Origin of the sequence: uncultured Pseudomonas sp., from assembly GCF_913774235.1 — a bacterium.
In the GTDB taxonomy this organism is placed as follows: Bacteria; Pseudomonadota; Gammaproteobacteria; order Pseudomonadales; family Pseudomonadaceae; genus Chryseomonas.
Genome location: NZ_CAJYDW010000006.1, coordinates 252,656 through 270,814, shown reverse-complemented (window position 1 = coordinate 270,814; position 18,159 = coordinate 252,656). Strand labels below are relative to the sequence as shown.

Genomic DNA, 18,159 nt, shown 5'->3' with positions numbered 1-18,159 from the left:
CGGCGTGACGGGGTGAAGCCGTTCCGGCGGGATCTCCGCCCCGGTCAGCGTTCAGCACGTCAGCCACCGCTTTGAGTTTAGCTTGCCTTGCCCTATCGGCTCGGTGAAGAGGGGCTTTAGCTCGGACCTCGGCAGTTAGCGCGCGAGGTTTTTTTTCGAGCGGCAGGTGCGCGAAAACGATGACTGACAGGCCAAATCGAAGCGCTCTAGATAGCTAGCTAGCGACTTACTGATATCACCTGGCTAGCAAAGTGACCGTTCGTCGATCAATGGCCTGGACCAACGGTCATCTAGGAGAGAAACCGGCCGAAAAGGCCGGCGTGAAAGGATTCAGCTCACCACGCGATAGCAGGGCTCATAGGCCGCGCCGCCAGGGAGCTTCATGCGGTGCTGCTCGACGAAGGCCTGCAGCAACTGGTCCAGCGGGCCCATGATGGCGGGATCGCCATTGATCTCGTAGGGACCATGCTCCTCGATCAGCTGGATGCCCTTGGCCTTGACGTTGCCGGCGACGATGCCGGAGAAGGCCCGACGCAGATTGGCGGCCAGCTCGTGGGGCGGCAGGGCATGGGTCAGTTCCAGCGCGGCCATGTTGGCGTGAGTGGGGTCGAAGGGCCGCTGGAAGCCTTCCTCGATGCGCAGCAACCAGTTGAAGTGGAAGGCATCGTGGCGCTCGCGGCGGAACTGCTTGACCGCCTTGAGCCCCTGGGCCATCTGCCGGGCCACCTCGGCCGGATCGTTGACCACGATCTGGTAGTGGCGCTGGGCGGCCTCGCCCAGGGTGGCGCCGATGAAGGCGTGCAGCTGTTCCAGGTAGGGTGCGGCGCTTTGCGGCCCGGTGAGCACCACCGGGAAGGGGATGTCTCTGTTGTCCGGGTGCATCAGGATGCCCAGCAGGTAGAGGAATTCCTCCGCCGTGCCGGCGCCACCGGGGAAGATGATGATGCCGTGGCCGACGCGGACGAAGGCCTCCAGGCGCTTCTCGATGTCCGGCAGGATCACCAGTTCGTTGACGATGGGGTTGGGCGCCTCGGCGGCGATGATGCCCGGCTCGGTGAGGCCCAGGTAGCGCCCGCCCTGGATACGCTGCTTGGCGTGGGCGATGGTGGCGCCCTTCATCGGGCCTTTCATCACGCCCGGACCGCAGCCGGTGCAGATGTCCAGGCTGCGCAGGCCCAGTTCGTGGCCGACCTTCTTGGTGTACTTGTATTCCTCGGTGCTGATGGAGTGGCCACCCCAGCAGACCACCATCTTCGGCTCGACGCCGGCGCGCAGGGTACGGGCGTTGCGCAGCAGGTGGAAGACGTAGTCGGTGATGCCCTCGGAGCTGTCCAGATCGATGCGCAGGCTGCTCTGTTCGCTCTCGGTGTAGACGATGTCCCTCAGGGCGCTGAACAGCATCTCGCGGGTGCTGGCGATCATCTCGCCGTCGACGAAGGCGTCGGCCGGGGCGTTGATCAGTTCCAGGCGCACACCGCGATCCTGCTGGTGGATGAGGATCTCGAAATCCTGATAGGCCTCGAGGATGGTCTTGGCGTTGTCGCTATGGGCGCCGGTATTGAGGATGGCCAGGGCGCACTGGCGGAAGAGTTGGTAGAGGTTGCCCGAGCCGGCGGCGCTGAGCTGCTGGACCTCGCGCTGGGAAAGGGTCTCCAGGCTGCCCTTGGGGCTGACCTGAGCGTTGATGACCTGTCTGCTTGGAGCCATAGATGTTTCCCTAATCGGTGATACGGTCGAACGGCGACCGTAGCCGCGTGCGGATCGCCTCATGCGATCCGGCAGCCCCATTGTTGGGGCCTCGCGTCGCGGAATGCAAACCGGTTGGCCTCAAGACGCAGCGGTCACGTCCAGAACGTGGATCTGGTTCGCGGTCGGATAGTGCCAGTGCACCTCCACATCCCAGAGGCGCACCCCATAGCGTCGCTCGGGCGCGGGCGCCTGATAGGCCGGGCGCGGGTCCTGGGCCAGGCATTGCTCGATCAGCGCGATCAGGGGCTCGCCCAGGCGCTGGCCCTGGACGTCCGCCTGGACGCGCGCCGCATCCGCCCAGCTCACCGCCAGGGCCGGCGGCGGCGCCTCGGCGATGGCGTTGAAGGCGCCCGCTGGGCTGTCGGCGTAGGGCACATAGGGCTTGATGTCGAGCACCGGGGTGCCGTCGAGCAGATCGATGCCCGACAGCAACAGGCGCCCGGGTTCGATGCCGTCCAGGCGCACCACCGACTGGCCGATGCCATTGGGCCTGTGGGTGGCGCGGGTGGCGAACACTCCCAGGTATCTATTGCCGCCCAGTCGCGGCGGACGCACGCGCAGTCGAGGTTCGCTTTCCAGCGTCTGGTGGAAGAGGAACAGCAGCCAGACGTGGCTCACCTGCTCCAGGCCCTGGACCGCCTCCGGGCGGTCGAAGGGTGGCAGCAGTTCCAGCACGCCGCGGGCGGCCGGGGCCAGGGCAGGCTGTCGGGGGATGGCGAATTTCTCCTTGAAGCAGGAGCGGACGTGGCCGATGGGGGAGACGCTGTACGGCATGGCGGAGGGTCGTCTGACGCAGGGCCGACCATTATGCCTGCCCTGAGCCCTCGGCGAGGGAGGTGGCAGCGGGGCCGCCGGCATTGCGTCGCACGCCACGCAGGTTCATGGCCGCCAGGCCCAGTTGCAGCACGATCAGGGCATAGGCCTCGGCTTGCAGGCCCCAGGCGATCCACAGGCCATTGCTCAGCAGGAAGACCCAGAAGCCCAGGTTGCGCCGGCCCTGGCGCTGAGAGGCTACCAGCCAGGCGGCGAGCAGGGTGATGGCCATGGCTGGCCATTGCAGCAGATCAAGCGCTTCCATAGGCACCTTGAATAGAATGACTATTAAAGCTGAGCCCTGCACTGGATACCAAGTTCCGACTGGATGGGCTCAGGGCGCCGGATGGTGCGCCCGGGCGTAGGCGATGAAGCCTTCGATGTCGCCGCTGCAGAGTTGCCTGCCGGCGGCGAGGATGTCGGCCTCCGGCCAGTCCCACCAGGCGATGTCGAGCAGCGCCGCGCGGATCTCCTCGGGGAAGCGCCATTTGATGAAACGCGCCGGATTGCCGCCCACCACCGCATAGGGCGGTACGTCCCGGGTCACTACCGCGCCGGCGGCCACCACCGCGCCATGGCCGATGGTGACCCCGGAGAGCAGCAGGGCATTGGTGCAGATCCAGCAGTCGCTGCCGATCACCACATCGCCGCGGGTACCGCCGTAGTCGGAGATGTGGGCCAGGTCGTCGACGAAGGCGGGGAAGGGGTAGGTGGTCACCCAGTCCAGCCGGTGCAGGCCGCCGAGCAGGATCTGCACGCCGCTGGCGATGGAGGTGTAGCAGCCGATTCTGAGGGTGGAGCCTTCCTGCAGGTCCGAGACCTCGGGCATGCCGTAGGTTCCGGCGCCGATTTCGTAGTTCGGCAGGGCGTTGCGAAGCCGGGTGGTGCGCTGATGGAGCTTCGGCAAGGCCTTGATGGCCTTGCGCTCGCGTTTCTTGCGGAGTCGGTCGAGAAAACCCATGGGAGCGCCCTGGTGAAAAAAGTATCGGCGAGGATACAGAGCGCTCGGGTACCCCTCAATCGATCTCAGACCTCGCCAGGTTCTGTACGAAAAGTGTCTGCGCTCGGTGATGCTTCGTTGCAAAAAGGCATTCGGAATGCTCATTTACCACTCGTAAACTGCGCTTCCTCAGCCTTTTTCGCCTCGCCTGACCGTCGCTCGCCGACTTTTCGTTCAGAACCTAAGGTCCTCGGCAGCGCTGGCGGGTAGGCCGAGCTGGTCGGCCAGATCCTGCAGGTCGCTGGCCTCCAGGTCCCAGTCGCCCTGGGAGACCTCACCACCGGCAAGTCCCCTTTCCCGGGGTCGCTGGATGAAGGCAGTGGCCAGCCCCAACTCCTTGGCGGCCTGCAGGTCACCATTGTGGGCGGCGCAGAGCATTACCTGTTCGGGTTGCAGATCGAGCAGGGCGCAGGCGCCGAGGTAGACCTCCGCCGCCGGCTTGTAGCGCCGGAACAGATCGGCGCCGAACAGCATGTCCCAGGGCAGCCCGGCGTGGCGGGCCATGTCCAGCAGCAGGCTGACGTTGCCGTTGGACAGGGCGCAGACCGGATAGCCCTGGCGCAGGCGCTGCAGCCCCGGCACCGCATCGGGCCAGGGTGCCAGCTGATGCCAGCGGCGGTTGATCCAGGTCACCTCGGCCTCGGTGAGCCCGGCCAGGCCGTGGCGCGGCAGCAACTCGTCCAGCGCCAGCCGATGGACCTCGTCGAGGGGCAGCCAGGGCAGGGTACGGGCCTCGATCTGCGGCAGGATGGCCTCGTAGGCCTCGGCGCGCCAGGCGTCGGCCAGGGCGCCCCAGTCGGCCTGCACGCCGTGCTTGGCCGAGAGTCCCTGCAACTGGTCGACCAGGCTGCCGCGCCAGTCCACCACGGTGCCGAAGACATCGAAAAGCAGCGCACGAACGGTCGTCGTCATTGGGTAGACTCCTGCAGGTGGTTGTTTCCACCAGACGGAGCGTGCGGGACGAGGGTTCCCCCCGTGCGCCCGGAGGTCACTCTTTTTCCCTGCAGGATACTGCCGATGACATTGCGCCAACGCAGCCACTGGGTGTTCGACCTGGACGGCACCCTGACCCTGGCCGTGCACGACTTCGCCGCCATCCGCCGCCACCTCGGCATCCCCGAACAGGCCGACATCCTCCATCACCTGGCCGATCTGCCCGCCACCGAGCGGGAAGCCAAGCATGCCTGGCTGTTCGAGCACGAGCGCGAGCTGGCGGTGGCTGCCCGCCCGGCGCCGGGTGCGATCGACCTGGTGCGCAGCCTGCACGGGCGCGGCTGCCGGCTGGGCATTCTCACGCGCAATGCCCGCGACCTGGCGCTGCTGACCCTGGCCGCCATCGGCCTGGAAGACTGCTTCGATCCCGCCGCCGTGCTCGGCCGTGATGAGGCGGCGCCCAAGCCCGATCCGGGTGGCCTGCTGCAGCTGGCCGAGTTCTGGCAGGTGACGCCCACCCAATTGGTGATGGTGGGCGATCACGGCTATGACCTGGAGTGTGGCCGCGCCGCGGGCAGCTGGACGATCCAGGTGAACAGTCCGGACGACCGCTGGGCAGCGGTGCGCGACCTGCATTTCGACGACTGCGCGGCGTTGTTGCAGGCGCTTTGAGGCTCTAAAGCGCCCGTTTGGTTACTGCCTCTGTACTAAAGGTCGGCTGCCGAGCCTATGATGGCAATTCGCTCATCTTCGGGTTCGCTCCATGAATTCTCGCGCCACGGATTTGGCCGCTGGGCTGGTCGCCAGCGACGTTCGTCACTATGAACGGCAAACGCTGGAAAGCCTGGCCACCGGCGAGCCCCTGGCTGCGGTGCTGTATGCCTTCATGGAGCGCTTCGAAAAGCTGGCCCAGGTGCCCTTGCATGCCTGCATCCTGCTGTTGGACGAGCAAGGGCGTTCGTTGGGCGATGGCATCGCACCGACCCTGCCGGCGTCCTACAGCGGCGCGCTGGGACGGGTGGCGATCGGCGATGGTATCGGCTCCTGCGGCACCGCCGCCCATCGCCGGGAAGCGGTCTATGTCGAGGACATCGCCCAGGATCCGCTGTGGAACGACTTTCGCGAGCTGGCCTTGGCCCATGGCTTGCGGGCCTGCTGGTCGATGCCGATCCTGGCATTGGACGGCCGTCTCCTGGGTACCTTCTCCAATTATTTCGACACACCGCGCCGGCCAACGGCGGCCGAGCAGAACGCCTTTCGCCTGGTGACCGAAACCGCCGCCCTGGCCATCGAGCGGCACGATGCCGAGCGGCGTCTGCGTGACAGCGAAGACCACTACCGGCATCTGGTGGAGCTCAATCCCCAGTACACCTGGACCTGCGACAGCGACGGCCGCAACATCGTCCTGTCCTCGCGCTGGCACCGGCTCACCGGGCGCGCCGAACTCGACGCCTCCAACATCTGGGAGGTCATGCACCCCCGGGACCGGGCTGCGGTCCAGGCGTGCTGGCGGGAGGCGCTGCTCGCGGGGCAGCCGTTCGATCACGAGCATCGCGTGTGCCTAGCCGATGGCAGTTACCGCTGGATGCGGTCCCGAGCCTATCCCCGGCATGACCTGAACGGCGCGGTGATCCGCTGGTACGGCACCACCGAGGACATCCACGACCGCTGCCAGGCCGAGCAGGCCTTGCGCCGTCAGCACGATACCCTGGAACTGCAGGTGCAGCTTCGCACCGCGGAGCTGGAGGCGGCCAACCAGCAGTTGCGCGAAGAGATGCAAAGCCGCGCCCAGGCCGAGGCGTTGCTGCGCCAGGCGCAGAAGATGGAGGCGGTGGGCCAGCTCACCGGTGGCATCGCCCACGACTTCAACAATCTGCTGGCGGGCATTCAGGCCAGCCTGGATCTGGTCGCTCGCAAACTACCACCGCAGGTGCTCAAGGAGGTCACTGGGCTACTGGATACCGCCATTCAGTCGGTGGGGCGCGGCGCCAGTCTTACCCACCGCCTGCTGGCCTTTTCCCGTCGGCAGACGCTCAATCCCCAGGCGATCGATGTCGCTGGGTTGATCGGCAACTTCCAGGAAATCTTGCTGCGCAGTCTGGGGCCACGGATTCACTGCCAGTTGCTCCTGGACGAAGGTCTCTGGCAAGCGGATGCCGATCCCAACCAGCTGGAAAATGCCCTGTTGAACCTGGCCATCAATGGCCGGGATGCGATGCCTGGGGGAGGCATCCTGACCATCAGCGCGCGCAACTGGACGCAGCCGACCAGCCAGGGTCCCCTGACCGCGGGTGACTATCTGCTGATCGAGGTGGTCGATAGCGGCGAGGGGATGGCGCCCGAGGTGCTGGAGCGCGCGTTCGAACCCTTCTTCACCACCAAGCCGGTGGGCCAGGGCTCAGGCCTGGGGCTGTCGATGATCTATGGCTTCGCCCAGCAGTCGCGGGGCCATGTGACGATGGCCAGTGCGCCGGGCCAGGGGTGTCGGGTGAGCCTCTACCTGCCGCGCTATCACGGGGCGACACCGCCAGCGCCGGTGGCCCTCGCCCGGGCGGCGAGCGTGGTGCAGGATCTGGTCGCTGTCCGGGTGTTGCTGGTGGAGGACGATGCGGTCATTCGCAGTCTGTTGGTCCAGTTGTTCGCCGAGTTGAACTGGCCGTGCTGCGCGGTCTCCGCAGCCGAACCGGCCTTGGCGCGGGTGAGTGAAGGCGAGGCCTTCGATCTGTTGATCACCGACCTGGGTTTGCCGGGAGACAGTGGCCAGGCCTTGGTCAGTGCCGTCCGTGCCTTGTGCCCCCGGTTGCCGGTGCTCTTCATCACCGGCTACGCGAAGGATATCGAGCTGCAGTCCACCTTCGTGACCGCGGGCATGGCGCTGCTGGCCAAGCCCTTCTCCCTGGAGGCCTTCGTCGTCAAGGTCCGGGGGCTGCTGAATGAATGTCGGTCAACGGCCGGAGCCGAATAGCGCCTGACGTCCCGCCGGCGAGGTGAAGATGGCGTCGCCGTCATGCCCCACACCCGGGACTTCGACCAGGCGCTGGGTCAGGCCTGGATGGCGGCCCTGCAGGTAATGGTAGTAGTTCAGCCCTCGCGCCAGGCGATACGGCCCCTGGGCCTCGGCAGCGCAACTCTTGTCCAGCGCTGGATGATTGGGGTTGGTGTCTTCGGCGCCGAGCAGATAGGTGATGGTCTGCTGGGCGTAGTGACGTTCCAGCGCCGCGGCGTCGCGTCCCTCGGCATAGGCCGGCAATCCCTGCATGCCGTACTTCCAGGTATCGAAATCCGGGCAACTGGCGGCGCCGGTGAAGGGCGCGGGACGTCCCTGGGCGTCGGGCCGGCTGGCGTCGAAGTAGGCATAGGACGAGGGATTGGCGATCACGAATCTTAGGCGGATGCCGCTGGCCGCCAGCGGCTTCTCGCCCTGGCCGAGCACGGCGTAGCGCTGCACCACCTGGCCGCCGCCGGAGTGACCGGCGATCACCACCTCCTGCAGATTGGGCAGCAGGCGACGATCCGCCAGGCGGGCGAGGAGGGCGTCGAACACCGCGAAGCTGCTCAGTGGCTGCGGCCCGAGGGCGGGTTCGCCGCCCATCCAGGCGTTGCCTTGCCAGCGCAGCAGGTCATCCGGCAACTGATGGCGCTCGACGTCCTGTTCGTTGAGAAACTGCGGGGCGATCACCAGGGTGTCGGCGCTGGCACCCGCGGCCTGGGTGGCGTTCTGCCCGGAGCGGAAGTAGGTGGCGGCATTGCGCAGTCGGCCATGCACGATCACCAGGGCGCGATGGATTTCCGGGTGGGGTCTATTCCAGTCGGTCGATAGCTGGAGCGCGGCCTGCGCCGAGCCGATCGGCAGACGGTCGTCGACGATGCGGGCGACGCCGGCGTGGGGCGCCGCCAGGGTGGAGCCGCAGAGCAGGACCAGGCACAGCGCGAACAGGCGACGCATCGACGGACTCCCGGGGCAGGTCAGAGCGCCTGCGTAGCGAAGGTGTTGCAGCTCTCCACCTTGCCACTGTCGAAGCCGGTGCGGAACCACTTCACCCGTTGCGCCGAGCTGCCATGGGTGAAGGAATCCGGCACCACGCGCCCCTGGGCCTGGCGTTGCAGGCGATCATCACCGATGGCGTTGGCAGCGTTCAAGGCCTTCTCCAGGTCACCCGGGTCCAGCCAGTTCAGCCGCTGCTGGGCATCGTTGGCCCAGACCCCGGCATAGCAGTCGGCCTGCAGTTCCAGGCGTACCGACAGCCCCGTGGCACCTTCGGTGGGGATGCCACGGCGCCGCGCCGCCTCCATTTTGCTGGTGGTGCCGGTGAGGTTCTGCACATGGTGGCCGACCTCGTGGGCGATGACATAGGCGCGGGCGAAGTCGCCGTCGGCGCCGAAGCGTTGCTGCAATTCCTGGAAGAAGGTCAGGTCCAGATAGACCTTGCCGTCCACCGGGCAATAGAAGGGACCACTGGCCGCGGTGGCGCCGCCGCAGCCGGATTGCACCTGGCCATTGAACAGCACTAGCTTGGGCGGCTGGTACTGCTCGCCGTGGGCCTGGAAGATGCGCGTCCAGGTATTTTCGGTCTCGCCCAGCACCACGCGGACGAAGTCCACCTGGCGGTTGTCGGCCGGGGCGGTGGTCTGTTGCTGGCTCGGCGCGCTCTGGCCGCTGAGGCTGATCAGGGTGCCGAGGATCTGCGTCGGGCTTTGGCCGCTGAGCAGACCGAACACCACCACCAGGGCCACACCGCCGAGGCCCAGGCCACCGCCGATCTTCAGGCCGCGTCCGCCGCTGGCCTGCTCCACGTTGTCGCTACGTTGTCCCTTGTCCCATTGCATGGCGGCCGCCCCTTGCTCTTGATTGTCGTCAACGCTAGGACCGCGAAGCGCAGCGAAAATGCGTTACCGGAAATGACAACGCCCGCGACGGGCGCGGGCGTTGTGGAGCGGGCGACGAACGCGGATCAGGCCGCGGTCTGGCCCTGCTTGAGGCTCTGCATGTCGATCACGAAGCGGTACTTCACATCGCTCTTGAGCATGCGCTCATAGGCTTGGTTGATGTCGTGGATGGCGATCTGCTCGATGTCCGAGACGATGCCGTGCTTGGCGCAGAAGTCCAGCATCTCCTGGGTCTCGCGGATGCCACCGATGAGCGAACCGGCCAACTGGCGGCGCTTCATCACCAGGTTGAACACGCTGGGCGCGGGGTGCGGCTCGTCGGGTATGCCGACCAGGGTCATGGTGCCGTCCCACTTCAGCAGGGTGAGGAAGGCATCCAGGTTGTGCGGCGCGGCCACGGTATTGAGGATGAAGTCGAAGCTGCCGGCGTGGGCGGCCATCTCGTCTTCGTTCTTCGACACCACCACCTCGTCGGCGCCCAGGCGCAGGGCGTCGTCCTTCTTGCCGGCGCTGGTGGTGAAGAGCACCACGTGGGCACCCATGGCGTGGGCGATCTTCACGCCCATGTGGCCGAGGCCGCCCAGGCCGACGATGCCGACCTTCTTGCCCGGGCCGACCTTCCAGTGGGCCAGCGGCGAGTAGGTGGTGATACCGGCGCACAGCAGCGGGGCCACCGCGGCCAGGTTCTCGGTGTGGCTCACCTTGAGCACGAACTTCTCGTTGACCACGATGTGGTCGGAATAGCCGCCCTGGGTGTTTTCGGCGCCGCCATAGAGGTTGCCGTTGTAGGTGCCGGTGAAGCCGTTCTCGCAGTAGGACTCCTCACCGGCGTCACAGGGGGCGCAGTGCTGGCAGCTGTCGACCATGCAGCCGACGCCGACGGTGTCGCCGACCTTGAAGTTCTTCACGTGGGCACCGACCGCGGTGACCTTGCCGACGATCTCGTGGCCCGGTACGGACGGGTACAGCGTGTTGTTCCACTCGTTGCGGGCGGTGTGCAGGTCCGAATGGCAGACGCCGCAGAAGAGGATGTCGATCTGCACGTCATGGGCGCCGGGTTCGCGCCGCTCGAAGGAGTAGGGCGCCAGGGGTTGGTCGGCGGACTGGGCAGCGTAGCCTTTGGCTTGGCTCATGGAATACCTCATCTGGATGGTGGAACGGGGCGGCCAGACTGGCCTGGCCGAATAGCGAACCGGTAATCCTGCGGAGCCGAGCCCCGCGGGACCAATCGATCGTCTCGATACTCGTCATGCCGCGTATCGATGGAACCTGGCGACTGCTCAGGTACGACGTTTTACGACTGGGGGCTGGCGCCGGTGTTCCCGTGCGCCGAAGGCCGGTCTTGGGCGCTCGCCAAGCTGAGAACCTCAGCGCGAAATCGCGGGCGCCACCGTGGCGATCAGGCGGCTGGCCAGGTGGTCGAGCAGCAGGCGCACCTTGGGCAGGGTCTCCCGGGCGCGTGGCCACACCAGGTTGATCGGCAGGCCGTCGACGGCGAAGTCGGGCAAGACGTCCACCAGGGCGCCACTGGCCAGGTGCTCGGCGATCAGCCAGGTCGGCAACTGGGCAATACCGTGCCCGGCCAGCGTCGCCAGGACCTCGCCTTCGCCGTCGCCCACCACCAGCCGGGGCTGGAACACCCAGCGCTCGACCTCGCCCGGCTGCGCGCCCTTGAGGTGCCAGGGGCTGACCAGGCTGTCGGCCTGGCGGAAGCCGATGCAGTGGTGGTCGACGAGTTCGGCGGGATGGCGCGGCCGGCCATGGCGGGCGAGATAGGCGGGGGCAGCGCAGAACACCTGGCGCTGGGTGCCCAGGTAGCGGTGGCCCAGGCTGGCCGGCCAGGCATCTGAGCCACCGATGCGCACCAGGATGTCGATGCCCTCGTGGACGGGATCGACGAAGCGATCTGACAGTGACAGATCGGGTTGCAGCAGCGGATAGCGATGCAGCAGGTCCAGGATCAACGGCAGCACGTGCAGGCGACCATAGGCCGCGGGCAGGTCGATGCGCACCCGGCCGTGGGGTTCGCCGTCCTGCGCGGTCAGTCCCAGTTCGGCCTGTTCCAGCTCGGCCAGCACCCCGGTGCAGGTGCGGTAGAAACTGGCGCCGGCCTCGGTGAGGGTGAGGCGGCGGGTGGTGCGCTGGAACAGCCGCACGCCCAGGCGCTCTTCCAGCCGGGCCACGCTCTTGCCGATGGCCGAACCGGTGAGATTCAAGCGTTCGCCGGCCGCGGTGAAGCTGCCGAGATCGGCCACGGTGACGAAGACGTCGAGTCCCTTGAGGCGTTCAGAGGAATACAAGGCGCGCTCCCTATTGTGGAATTCATTTCCGATAAAAAGGGAATTTATACCCTGAATAAGCCGTTAATTCTCCAATAGGCTGGAATCAAGTCAGAGCCAAAGCACTCCCTTATCTACAGCGCCTGTAACCGCAGGCACTCTTTCATCCCTATTGGAGGTTCCATGCGTAAAGGCACCGCTCTCATCGTCGGCGTGACCGGCATTTCCGGCTACAACCTGGCCCACACCCTGGTCGCCTCGGGTTGGACCGTCTACGGGCTGGCGCGCAAGCCGGTGGAGCAGGAAGGCGTCATCCCGGTCGCCGCCGATCTGCTGGATGCCGACGCCACTCGCAAAGCCCTGGCCGGTCTGCCGATCAGCCATGTGTTCTTCTGTACCTGGACCCGCCGTGCCACCGAGAAGGAAAACGTCGAGGCCAATGGCGCCATGATGGACAACCTCTGCCAGGCCCTGGAAGGCGCGCCGCTGCAGCACCTGGCGCTGGTCACCGGCACCAAGCACTACCTGGGTTCCTTCGAGGAATACGGCAGCGGCAAGGCGGAGACCCCCTTCCGCGAAAGCGAACCGCGCCAGCCCGGTGCCAACTTCTACTACACCCTGGAAGACATCCTCTTCGCCGCCGCCGAGCGCCACGGCTTCGGCTGGAGCGTGCACCGCTCCCACAGCATGATCGGCCAGGCCAAGGGCACCAACGCCATGAACATGGGCCTGACCCTGGCGGTCTACGCCTCCCTGTGCAAGGCCACCGGCCAGCCCTTCGTCTTCCCCGGTTCCCGTACCCAGTGGGACAGCCTCACCGACGTCACCGATGCCGGCCTGCTGGCCGAGCAGCTGGAATGGGCCGCCCTGGCGCCAGCGGCGCGCAACCAGGCGTTCAACACCGTCAATGGCGACGTCTTCCGCTGGCGCTGGCTGTGGGGTGAGATCGCCGCCTTCTTCGAGCTGGAGCCGGCGCCCTATCCTGAGCAGCCCATGCCGTTGGAAGCGCGAATGAAGGACACAGCCCCGGCGCAGTGGCGCAAACTGGCCGAGGAACACGGCCTGGTGGAGCACGACGTCGACAAGCTCGCCTCCTGGTGGCACAGCGACGCCGACCTGGGGCGTGAGCTCGAGTGCCTCAACGACATGACCAAGAGCCGCGACCTGGGCTTCTTCGGCTATCGCGACACCCGGGCGAGCTTCCTCGACCTCTTCACCCGGCTGCGGGCCCAGCGCCTGATTCCCTGAACCGCTCTGGAGCGCCGGTCGCCGTGAAGGCGGGCGGCCGGCGGTTTTCATAGGGGGCAGCCGGGGCGCAGAATGCGGCATCTTGTCGCAGGATGCGCCCCATGCTCGAAACCCTCGCCGCTCTGATTCCCGCCTTCAGCCCGCTCGACTGGCTGTTCATCGAAGCCATCGTGGTCCTGGCCTATCTGATCTTTGGCGTTGCCGGCTTCGGCAGCGCCCTGGTCGCTGGCCCGCTGCTCACCAGCTGGATGCCCCTGTCGCGCATCGTGCCCCTGCTGGTGATGCTGGATTTCCTCGCTTCCTTCCATAACTGGCTGCCGGATCGCCGCGCCATCGCCGGGCGCGAACTCAGGCGGCTGCTGCCCATGCTGCTCCTGGGCGCGGCGCTGGGTACCTATTTGCTGATGCGTACCGATGCGCGGCTGCTGATGCTCTGGCTCGGGTTGTTCGTGGTGGCCTACTCGACGTACAGCCTGCTGTCGCCCAGGGGCTTTCGCCAACTGGCGCCGGCCTGGTCGATTCCCGCCGGTGGCGTGGGTGGCCTGTGCGGCGCCCTGTTCGGCAGCGGCGGCTTCCTCTATGCGCTCTATCTCAATGGCCGCCTGCAGGACAAGAACGCCATCCGCGGCACCCAGAGCTTCCTCATCGGCTGCAGCGCCTCCATCCGCATCGCCCTGCTGCTGATCGCCGGGGCCTACAGCGATGGCAGCCTGATTTTGCTCGCCGTCTGCCTCTTGCCAGCCATGCTGCTCGGCGGCTGGATCGGTCGCCACCTGCAGCGCCGCCTGTCGCGGGAGCGCTTCACCCGGCTGGTGACCTGGCTGGTGCTGGTGTCGGGTGTGACGCTGATCGGACGGTATCTGGCGGGGTAGCTATCGCGGCTATGCCGGTGCGCCGTAGCGACCGCTCCTACAGGAGGAGGCACGCCGGTTTAACCTGATCTTGCCGTGGTTGATGGAACTTGACGCCTGCTCGGATAGCCCCTCTTACCTCGGGAGAGGGTTGGGGTGAGGGCGCCTCTTGCCACGACGTCTCCAGTGGAAAAGGCTGCGCCGTTTTCCACGCTACGTGATGTATCCCTACAGCGATAAGACAGTTGCTCCTAGGGTTATAGCGGAGGCTGTAGGAGCGGCCCATGGCCGCGATTATCAATTCCTCCGGAGGGCGACTTGGCGCCGCGGATGAATTCACCACTTTTCGCGGTGGTACGAGAGTATTGGCTGGAGGTTGGGCGGAGACGGCTCCATCGCCGAAGCCCAACAGGACCAGGCATCTCGCGTTGGACTTCGTTACTCAGCCCAACCTAGACAAGCCTTATCCCTTGCCCAACACCTCCGGATTGGCCAGCCCGGTCGGTTCGCCGCTGAAGAAGCCCACCAGGTTGGCGAAGGCCTCGCCGAAATAGAGTTCGTAGCTGTGCTTTTCCACATAGCCCAGGTGCGGGCTGCAGAGTACCTGCGGGTGGGCGAGCAGGGGATCGTCCGGGGCCACGGGTTCCTGCTCGAAGACGTCCAGGGCCGCCTGGCCGGGATGGCCCAGTTCCAGGGCGGTGAGCAGCGCGCCGGGTTCGATCAGGCCGGCGCGGGCGGTGTTCACCAGCAGGGCGCTCTTCTTCATCCGCGCCAGGTCCTCGGCGCGTACGCAGCCGCGGCTGCGCTCGCTGTATCTCAGGTGCAGGCTGATGACGTCGGCCTCGGTGAAGAAGGCCTCCTGGCTCGCCGCCGCGCGATGGCCGTCGGCTTCGGCGCGGGCGCGCGAGGCTTCGCTGCCCCAGACCAGCACCGGCATGCCGAAGGCCTGGCCATAGCGCGCCAGGCGCTGGCCGATCTTGCCGTAGCCCCAGATGCCGAGGATCTGCCCGTCCAGCCGTTCGCCGAGATTGACCTGCCAGCGCCCGGCATAGAGGGCATCGATGGCCGGCTTGAGCTTGCGGCGGGCCATGAGGATCAGCGTCCAGGTCAGCTCGGCGGTGGAGACCGGCGAACCGCTGCCTTCGCAGACCGCTATCCCGCGGTGGGTGCAGGCCGCCACATCGAGGTGGGCGGTGGCCTTGCCGGTCTGGCTGATCAGCTTGAGGCGGGGCAGGTGCGCCAGCAGCTCGGCGTCGATGCGGGTGCGCTCGCGGGTCAGCACCAGGGCATCGGCATCGCGGAAGCGCTCCACCAGCACCCTGGGGTCGCGCTCGGCGTCGTGGTAGAGCGTCACCTGGTGCCCGGCGCGCTGGAGCAGGGGATAGCAGTCCAGGGTTTCGACGACGTGCTGGTAGTCGTCGGGGATGACGATATGCATGGCGGGCTCCGGTTGTTGTTCTGAGCTGCCAGTGGAGCACCTGCGGGGTCGTCCGACAAGCATGAGGCGGGTGGTGGACAAGGCTGCGCCGTTGTCCACCCTACCCGTAGCCTGGAAAACCGCGCAGCGTTTTCCGGGGCCCAGCTAGTAGGGAATCACCAGCGGCGTACCCGCCAGAGGATTCTCGATCACTGCACACCTGAGGCCGTACAGCGCCTCGATCAGTTCGGGGGTGACGATCTCCACCGGCGGGCCTTCGGCGAGGATGCGGCCGGCGCGAAGGGCGATGATGTGGTCGGCGTAGCGGCAGGCCTGGTTGAGGTCGTGCAGCACCGCCACCAGGGTACGACCACCCTCGCGATTGAGCCGGCAGAGCAGCTCCATCAGCTCCACCTGGTGGGCTATGTCCAGGAATGTGGTGGGTTCGTCGAGCAGCAGCAGCGGCGTCTCCTGGGCAAGCGCCAGGGCGATCCACACCCGCTGGCGTTGGCCGCCGGACAGGCTGTCCACCGCTCGCTCGGCGAGCTCCAGGGTGTTGGTGGCTTCCAAAGCGTGCTGTACCGCGCGCTCGTCGGCATCCGTCCAGCCGGCGAAGGCCTGGCGGTGGGGATGGCGTCCGCGGGCGACCAGGTCGCTGACCAGGATGTCCTCAGGCGCCACGGCGCTCTGCGGCAGCAGGCCGATGCGCCGCGCTACCTCGCGGGTCGGCAGCTCCTGGATCAGCCGACCGTCCAGCCGTACCTCGCCGGCACTTGGGCGGATCAGCCGCGCCAGGCTGCGCAGCAGGGTCGACTTGCCACAGCCGTTGGGGCCGATGATGACGGTGAAGCGCCCATCGGGCAGGCGCACGTCGAGATCGGCGCAGATCGGCAGGCCGCCATAGCCCACGGTGAGACGGTGGGCAGCGAGGCGACTGGAGGAGGCGTCTTGGCTCATGAGGTCCGCCGCCATTCGCGGCTCAGCAGGAAGATCAGATAGAGGCCGCCCAGGGCGCCGGTGAGCAACCCGACCGGAATCTGGAAGGGCGCCAGCAGCCGCTGGGCCAGCAGGTCGGCCAGGGCGGTGAGACAGGCGCCGAGCAGCGCGGGCGCCAGGATGCCGAGGTCGGTACTGCGGGTCAGGCGGCGCGCCAACTGGGGCGCCGCCAGGGCGACGAAACCTATGGGCCCGGCGGTGGCGATGGCCAGGGCGGCCAGGGCTACCGCCACCGCCAGCAGCAGGTTCTGGCTACGCAGCACCGGCAGGCCCAGGGCGCGAGCCAGGTCGTCACCCAGCTCCAGCAGGCGCAGGCGCCGGGCCAGCAGCGCCGCCAGGGGCAGGAGCAGCAGGCAGCCGGCGAGCAGGGTGAGGGTACGGCTCCAGGTCATGCCGTCCAGGCTGCCGAACAGCCAGAGCCGGGCTTCCTGGGCTTCGTCCAGTTCGGCGCGGGTCAGCAGGTATTCGTTGAGCGAGGCGAGCAGGGCGCTGATGGCGATGCCGAGCAGGATCAGCCGCTCGCCGCGAATGCCGGCCAGAGCGGCGAGTCCGGCCACTAGCACGGCGGCCAGCAGGCCACCGGTGAGGGCGCCGAGCATCAGCGCCGCGCCGCCCAGTTGCAGCCAGAGCAGGGTGATCAGGGCACCGCTGGCCGAGCCGACGGTGAAGCCCACCAGGTCCGGGCTGGCCAGCGGATTGCGCGCCAGTCGCTGGAAAATGGCACCACTGGCCGCCAGCGCGGCGCCGACGCCGAAGGCCGCCAGCAGCCGCGGCAGGCGCAGGTCCAGCAGGATCAGGCGGGCGAGGGCATCGCCGTGGCCCAGCAGAGTGGTCATCACCCGATGGGGCGCCGGGGCGAAGGCGCCGCCGGTGAGGGTCAGGGCGCCGATGCCGACCACCCCCAGCAGAAGCAGCAAGAGGCAGGCCTTGAAGCGGGCCGAACGCCGCGGGGCGAAGCGATGACGACTCAAGGACGCACCCGCCTTGCCGCGCGGATGACCAGCGCCAGCAGCACCGGGGTGCCGAGCAGGGCGCAGACGATCCCGGCCTCCAGCTCTCCCGGCAACGCCATGCGGCGGCCCAGGGTGTCGGCCAGCAGCAACAGGTTGGCGCCGGCCAGGGGCGCCAGCGCCAGGATCCAGCGCCAATCGGCGCCCACCAGCAGGCGCAGGGCGTGGGGCACCACCAGGCCGAGGAAGCCGATAGGGCCGGCCACCGCCGTGGCGGCGCCGCACAGCAGTACTATGGCGACGAAGGCCAGCAGGCGCACCTGCCCCGGCTTGGCGCCGAGGGCGCGGCCCAGGTCGTCGCCCAGGGCCAGGGCATTGAGGCGACCACCCAGGGGCAGGCCCAGCAGCAGGCCGATCAGCAGCAGCGGCAGGATGGCCAGGGCGCCCCCGGGCGTCTGGCCGCTCAGGGCGCCCACCGCCCAGAAGCGGTAGCTGTCGAATACGGCGCTGTCGAACAGGGTGATGATGCCGGTGCAGGCATGGAGGCTGGCGCTGAGGGCGATGCCAGCCAGGACCAGCCGCAGCGGCTGGCCGCGGGCCGGAGCGCTGCCGCCGAGCAGATAGACCAGGCCGGCGGCCAGGGTCGCACCCAGCAGGGCGCAGGCCAGGCGCGTGGGGGCGTCGTCCAGCCCCACCAGCGACAAGCCCGCCACCACCGCGAAAGCGGCCCCGGCATTGATTCCCAGCAGACCGGGATCGGCCAGGGGATTGCGCGTCAGTGCCTGCATCAGCGCGCCGGCCAGTCCTAGCGCGGCGCCGACCAGCAGTCCGAGCAGGGTACGCGGCAGGCGCAGGTCCCAGAGCACCAGGGCGTCCTTGGAGTCGTCGGGCGCGAAGAGCAACTGCAGGATATGGGTGGCCGACAGCGGTCGCGCACCTAGGCCCAGGCTCGTCACCACCGCCAACGCCAGGGCGATCAGCAGCAGGACCAGCACCAGGCCACCACGGGCGAAGGAGGTGCGGCGGACGACGGGCG

At 67.5% G+C, this 18,159-nt stretch carries 17 protein-coding genes; 4 read left to right on the top strand and 13 right to left on the bottom strand.

Annotation, left to right across the window (positions count from 1 at the left end; translation table 11 throughout):
* Nucleotides 1–330 precede the first annotated feature (330 nt).
* The 5 genes from ppnN to QZ471_RS06410 all read right to left on the bottom strand — a co-directional run bounded on the left by ppnN (nt 331) and on the right by QZ471_RS06410 (nt 4,474).
* Entirely contained in the window at nt 331–1,707 is a 1,377-nt protein-coding gene (gene ppnN / locus QZ471_RS06430; protein WP_295461927.1) for a nucleotide 5'-monophosphate nucleosidase PpnN, read from the bottom strand.
* A gap of 120 nt (nt 1,708–1,827) precedes the next feature.
* Nucleotides 1,828–2,523, bottom strand: coding sequence for a tRNA (N6-threonylcarbamoyladenosine(37)-N6)-methyltransferase TrmO (tsaA, locus tag QZ471_RS06425; RefSeq protein ID WP_295461925.1), 696 nt, complete (start codon nt 2,521–2,523; stop codon nt 1,828–1,830).
* A 31-nt stretch (nt 2,524–2,554) separates the two neighbouring features.
* The gene (locus QZ471_RS06420) at nt 2,555–2,827 is read right to left on the bottom strand and encodes a hypothetical protein (RefSeq protein ID WP_295461922.1); all 273 of its coding nucleotides are present in this window, start codon (nt 2,825–2,827) and stop codon (nt 2,555–2,557) included.
* 69 nt (nt 2,828–2,896) lie between these two features.
* Nucleotides 2,897–3,523 carry a CatB-related O-acetyltransferase gene (locus QZ471_RS06415; protein ID WP_295461921.1) on the bottom strand — a complete coding sequence of 209 codons (627 nt, stop codon included), beginning with the start codon at nt 3,521–3,523 and terminating at the stop codon, nt 2,897–2,899.
* A gap of 213 nt (nt 3,524–3,736) precedes the next feature.
* Nucleotides 3,737–4,474: a haloacid dehalogenase type II gene (locus QZ471_RS06410; RefSeq protein ID WP_295461919.1), complete on the bottom strand. Its 738-nt coding sequence runs from the start codon at nt 4,472–4,474 to the stop codon at nt 3,737–3,739.
* A 105-nt stretch (nt 4,475–4,579) separates the two neighbouring features.
* On the opposite strand from QZ471_RS06410, the gene QZ471_RS06405 reads away from it, so the two are divergent.
* Complete coding sequence (locus tag QZ471_RS06405; protein ID WP_295461917.1) at nt 4,580–5,167, top strand: HAD family hydrolase; 588 nt, start codon at nt 4,580–4,582, stop codon at nt 5,165–5,167.
* A gap of 91 nt (nt 5,168–5,258) precedes the next feature.
* A complete protein-coding gene (locus QZ471_RS06400) occupies nt 5,259–7,460 on the top strand; it encodes an ATP-binding protein (protein WP_295461915.1) in 2,202 nt (733 codons plus the stop codon).
* On the opposite strand, the gene QZ471_RS06395 is transcribed toward QZ471_RS06400, so the two are convergent.
* From QZ471_RS06395 to QZ471_RS06380, 4 genes are all read right to left on the bottom strand, one after another.
* Nucleotides 7,440–8,441 carry an alpha/beta hydrolase gene (locus QZ471_RS06395; protein ID WP_295461913.1) on the bottom strand — a complete coding sequence of 334 codons (1,002 nt, stop codon included), beginning with the start codon at nt 8,439–8,441 and terminating at the stop codon, nt 7,440–7,442. The genes QZ471_RS06400 and QZ471_RS06395 overlap by 21 nt on opposite strands.
* Before the next feature lie 20 nt (nt 8,442–8,461).
* Nucleotides 8,462–9,322, bottom strand: coding sequence for a neutral zinc metallopeptidase (locus tag QZ471_RS06390; protein ID WP_295461911.1), 861 nt, complete (start codon nt 9,320–9,322; stop codon nt 8,462–8,464).
* Between the two features lie 125 nt (nt 9,323–9,447).
* On the bottom strand, nt 9,448–10,515 hold the full coding sequence (locus QZ471_RS06385) for an NAD(P)-dependent alcohol dehydrogenase (protein ID WP_295461908.1): 1,068 nt from the start codon (nt 10,513–10,515) through the stop codon (nt 9,448–9,450).
* A 234-nt stretch (nt 10,516–10,749) separates the two neighbouring features.
* Complete coding sequence (locus QZ471_RS06380) at nt 10,750–11,682, bottom strand: LysR family transcriptional regulator (RefSeq protein ID WP_295461906.1); 933 nt, start codon at nt 11,680–11,682, stop codon at nt 10,750–10,752.
* Between the two features lie 162 nt (nt 11,683–11,844).
* Between QZ471_RS06380 and QZ471_RS06375 the strand changes: the two genes are divergently transcribed.
* Together QZ471_RS06375 and QZ471_RS06370 are read left to right on the top strand one after the other, a co-directional pair.
* A complete protein-coding gene (locus QZ471_RS06375) occupies nt 11,845–12,909 on the top strand; it encodes an SDR family oxidoreductase (RefSeq protein WP_295461904.1) in 1,065 nt (354 codons plus the stop codon).
* Nucleotides 12,910–13,010: 101 nt separating this feature from the next.
* Complete coding sequence (locus tag QZ471_RS06370; RefSeq protein WP_295461902.1) at nt 13,011–13,781, top strand: sulfite exporter TauE/SafE family protein; 771 nt, start codon at nt 13,011–13,013, stop codon at nt 13,779–13,781.
* 442 nt (nt 13,782–14,223) lie between these two features.
* Here QZ471_RS06370 and QZ471_RS06365 read toward each other — a convergent pair whose 3' ends face one another.
* The 4 genes from QZ471_RS06365 to QZ471_RS06350 form a co-directional block, all read right to left on the bottom strand.
* Nucleotides 14,224–15,198, bottom strand: coding sequence for a D-2-hydroxyacid dehydrogenase family protein (locus QZ471_RS06365; protein ID WP_295461900.1), 975 nt, complete (start codon nt 15,196–15,198; stop codon nt 14,224–14,226).
* Nucleotides 15,199–15,342: 144 nt separating this feature from the next.
* The gene (locus QZ471_RS06360) at nt 15,343–16,149 is read right to left on the bottom strand and encodes an ABC transporter ATP-binding protein (RefSeq protein ID WP_295461898.1); all 807 of its coding nucleotides are present in this window, start codon (nt 16,147–16,149) and stop codon (nt 15,343–15,345) included.
* A complete protein-coding gene (locus QZ471_RS06355; protein ID WP_295461896.1) occupies nt 16,131–17,144 on the bottom strand; it encodes an iron chelate uptake ABC transporter family permease subunit in 1,014 nt (337 codons plus the stop codon). Before QZ471_RS06355 ends, QZ471_RS06360 begins: the two co-directional genes overlap by 19 nt.
* A complete protein-coding gene (locus tag QZ471_RS06350) occupies nt 17,141–18,118 on the bottom strand; it encodes an iron chelate uptake ABC transporter family permease subunit (protein WP_295462183.1) in 978 nt (325 codons plus the stop codon). Before QZ471_RS06350 ends, QZ471_RS06355 begins: the two co-directional genes overlap by 4 nt.
* Between the last annotated feature and the right edge of the window lie 41 nt (nt 18,119–18,159).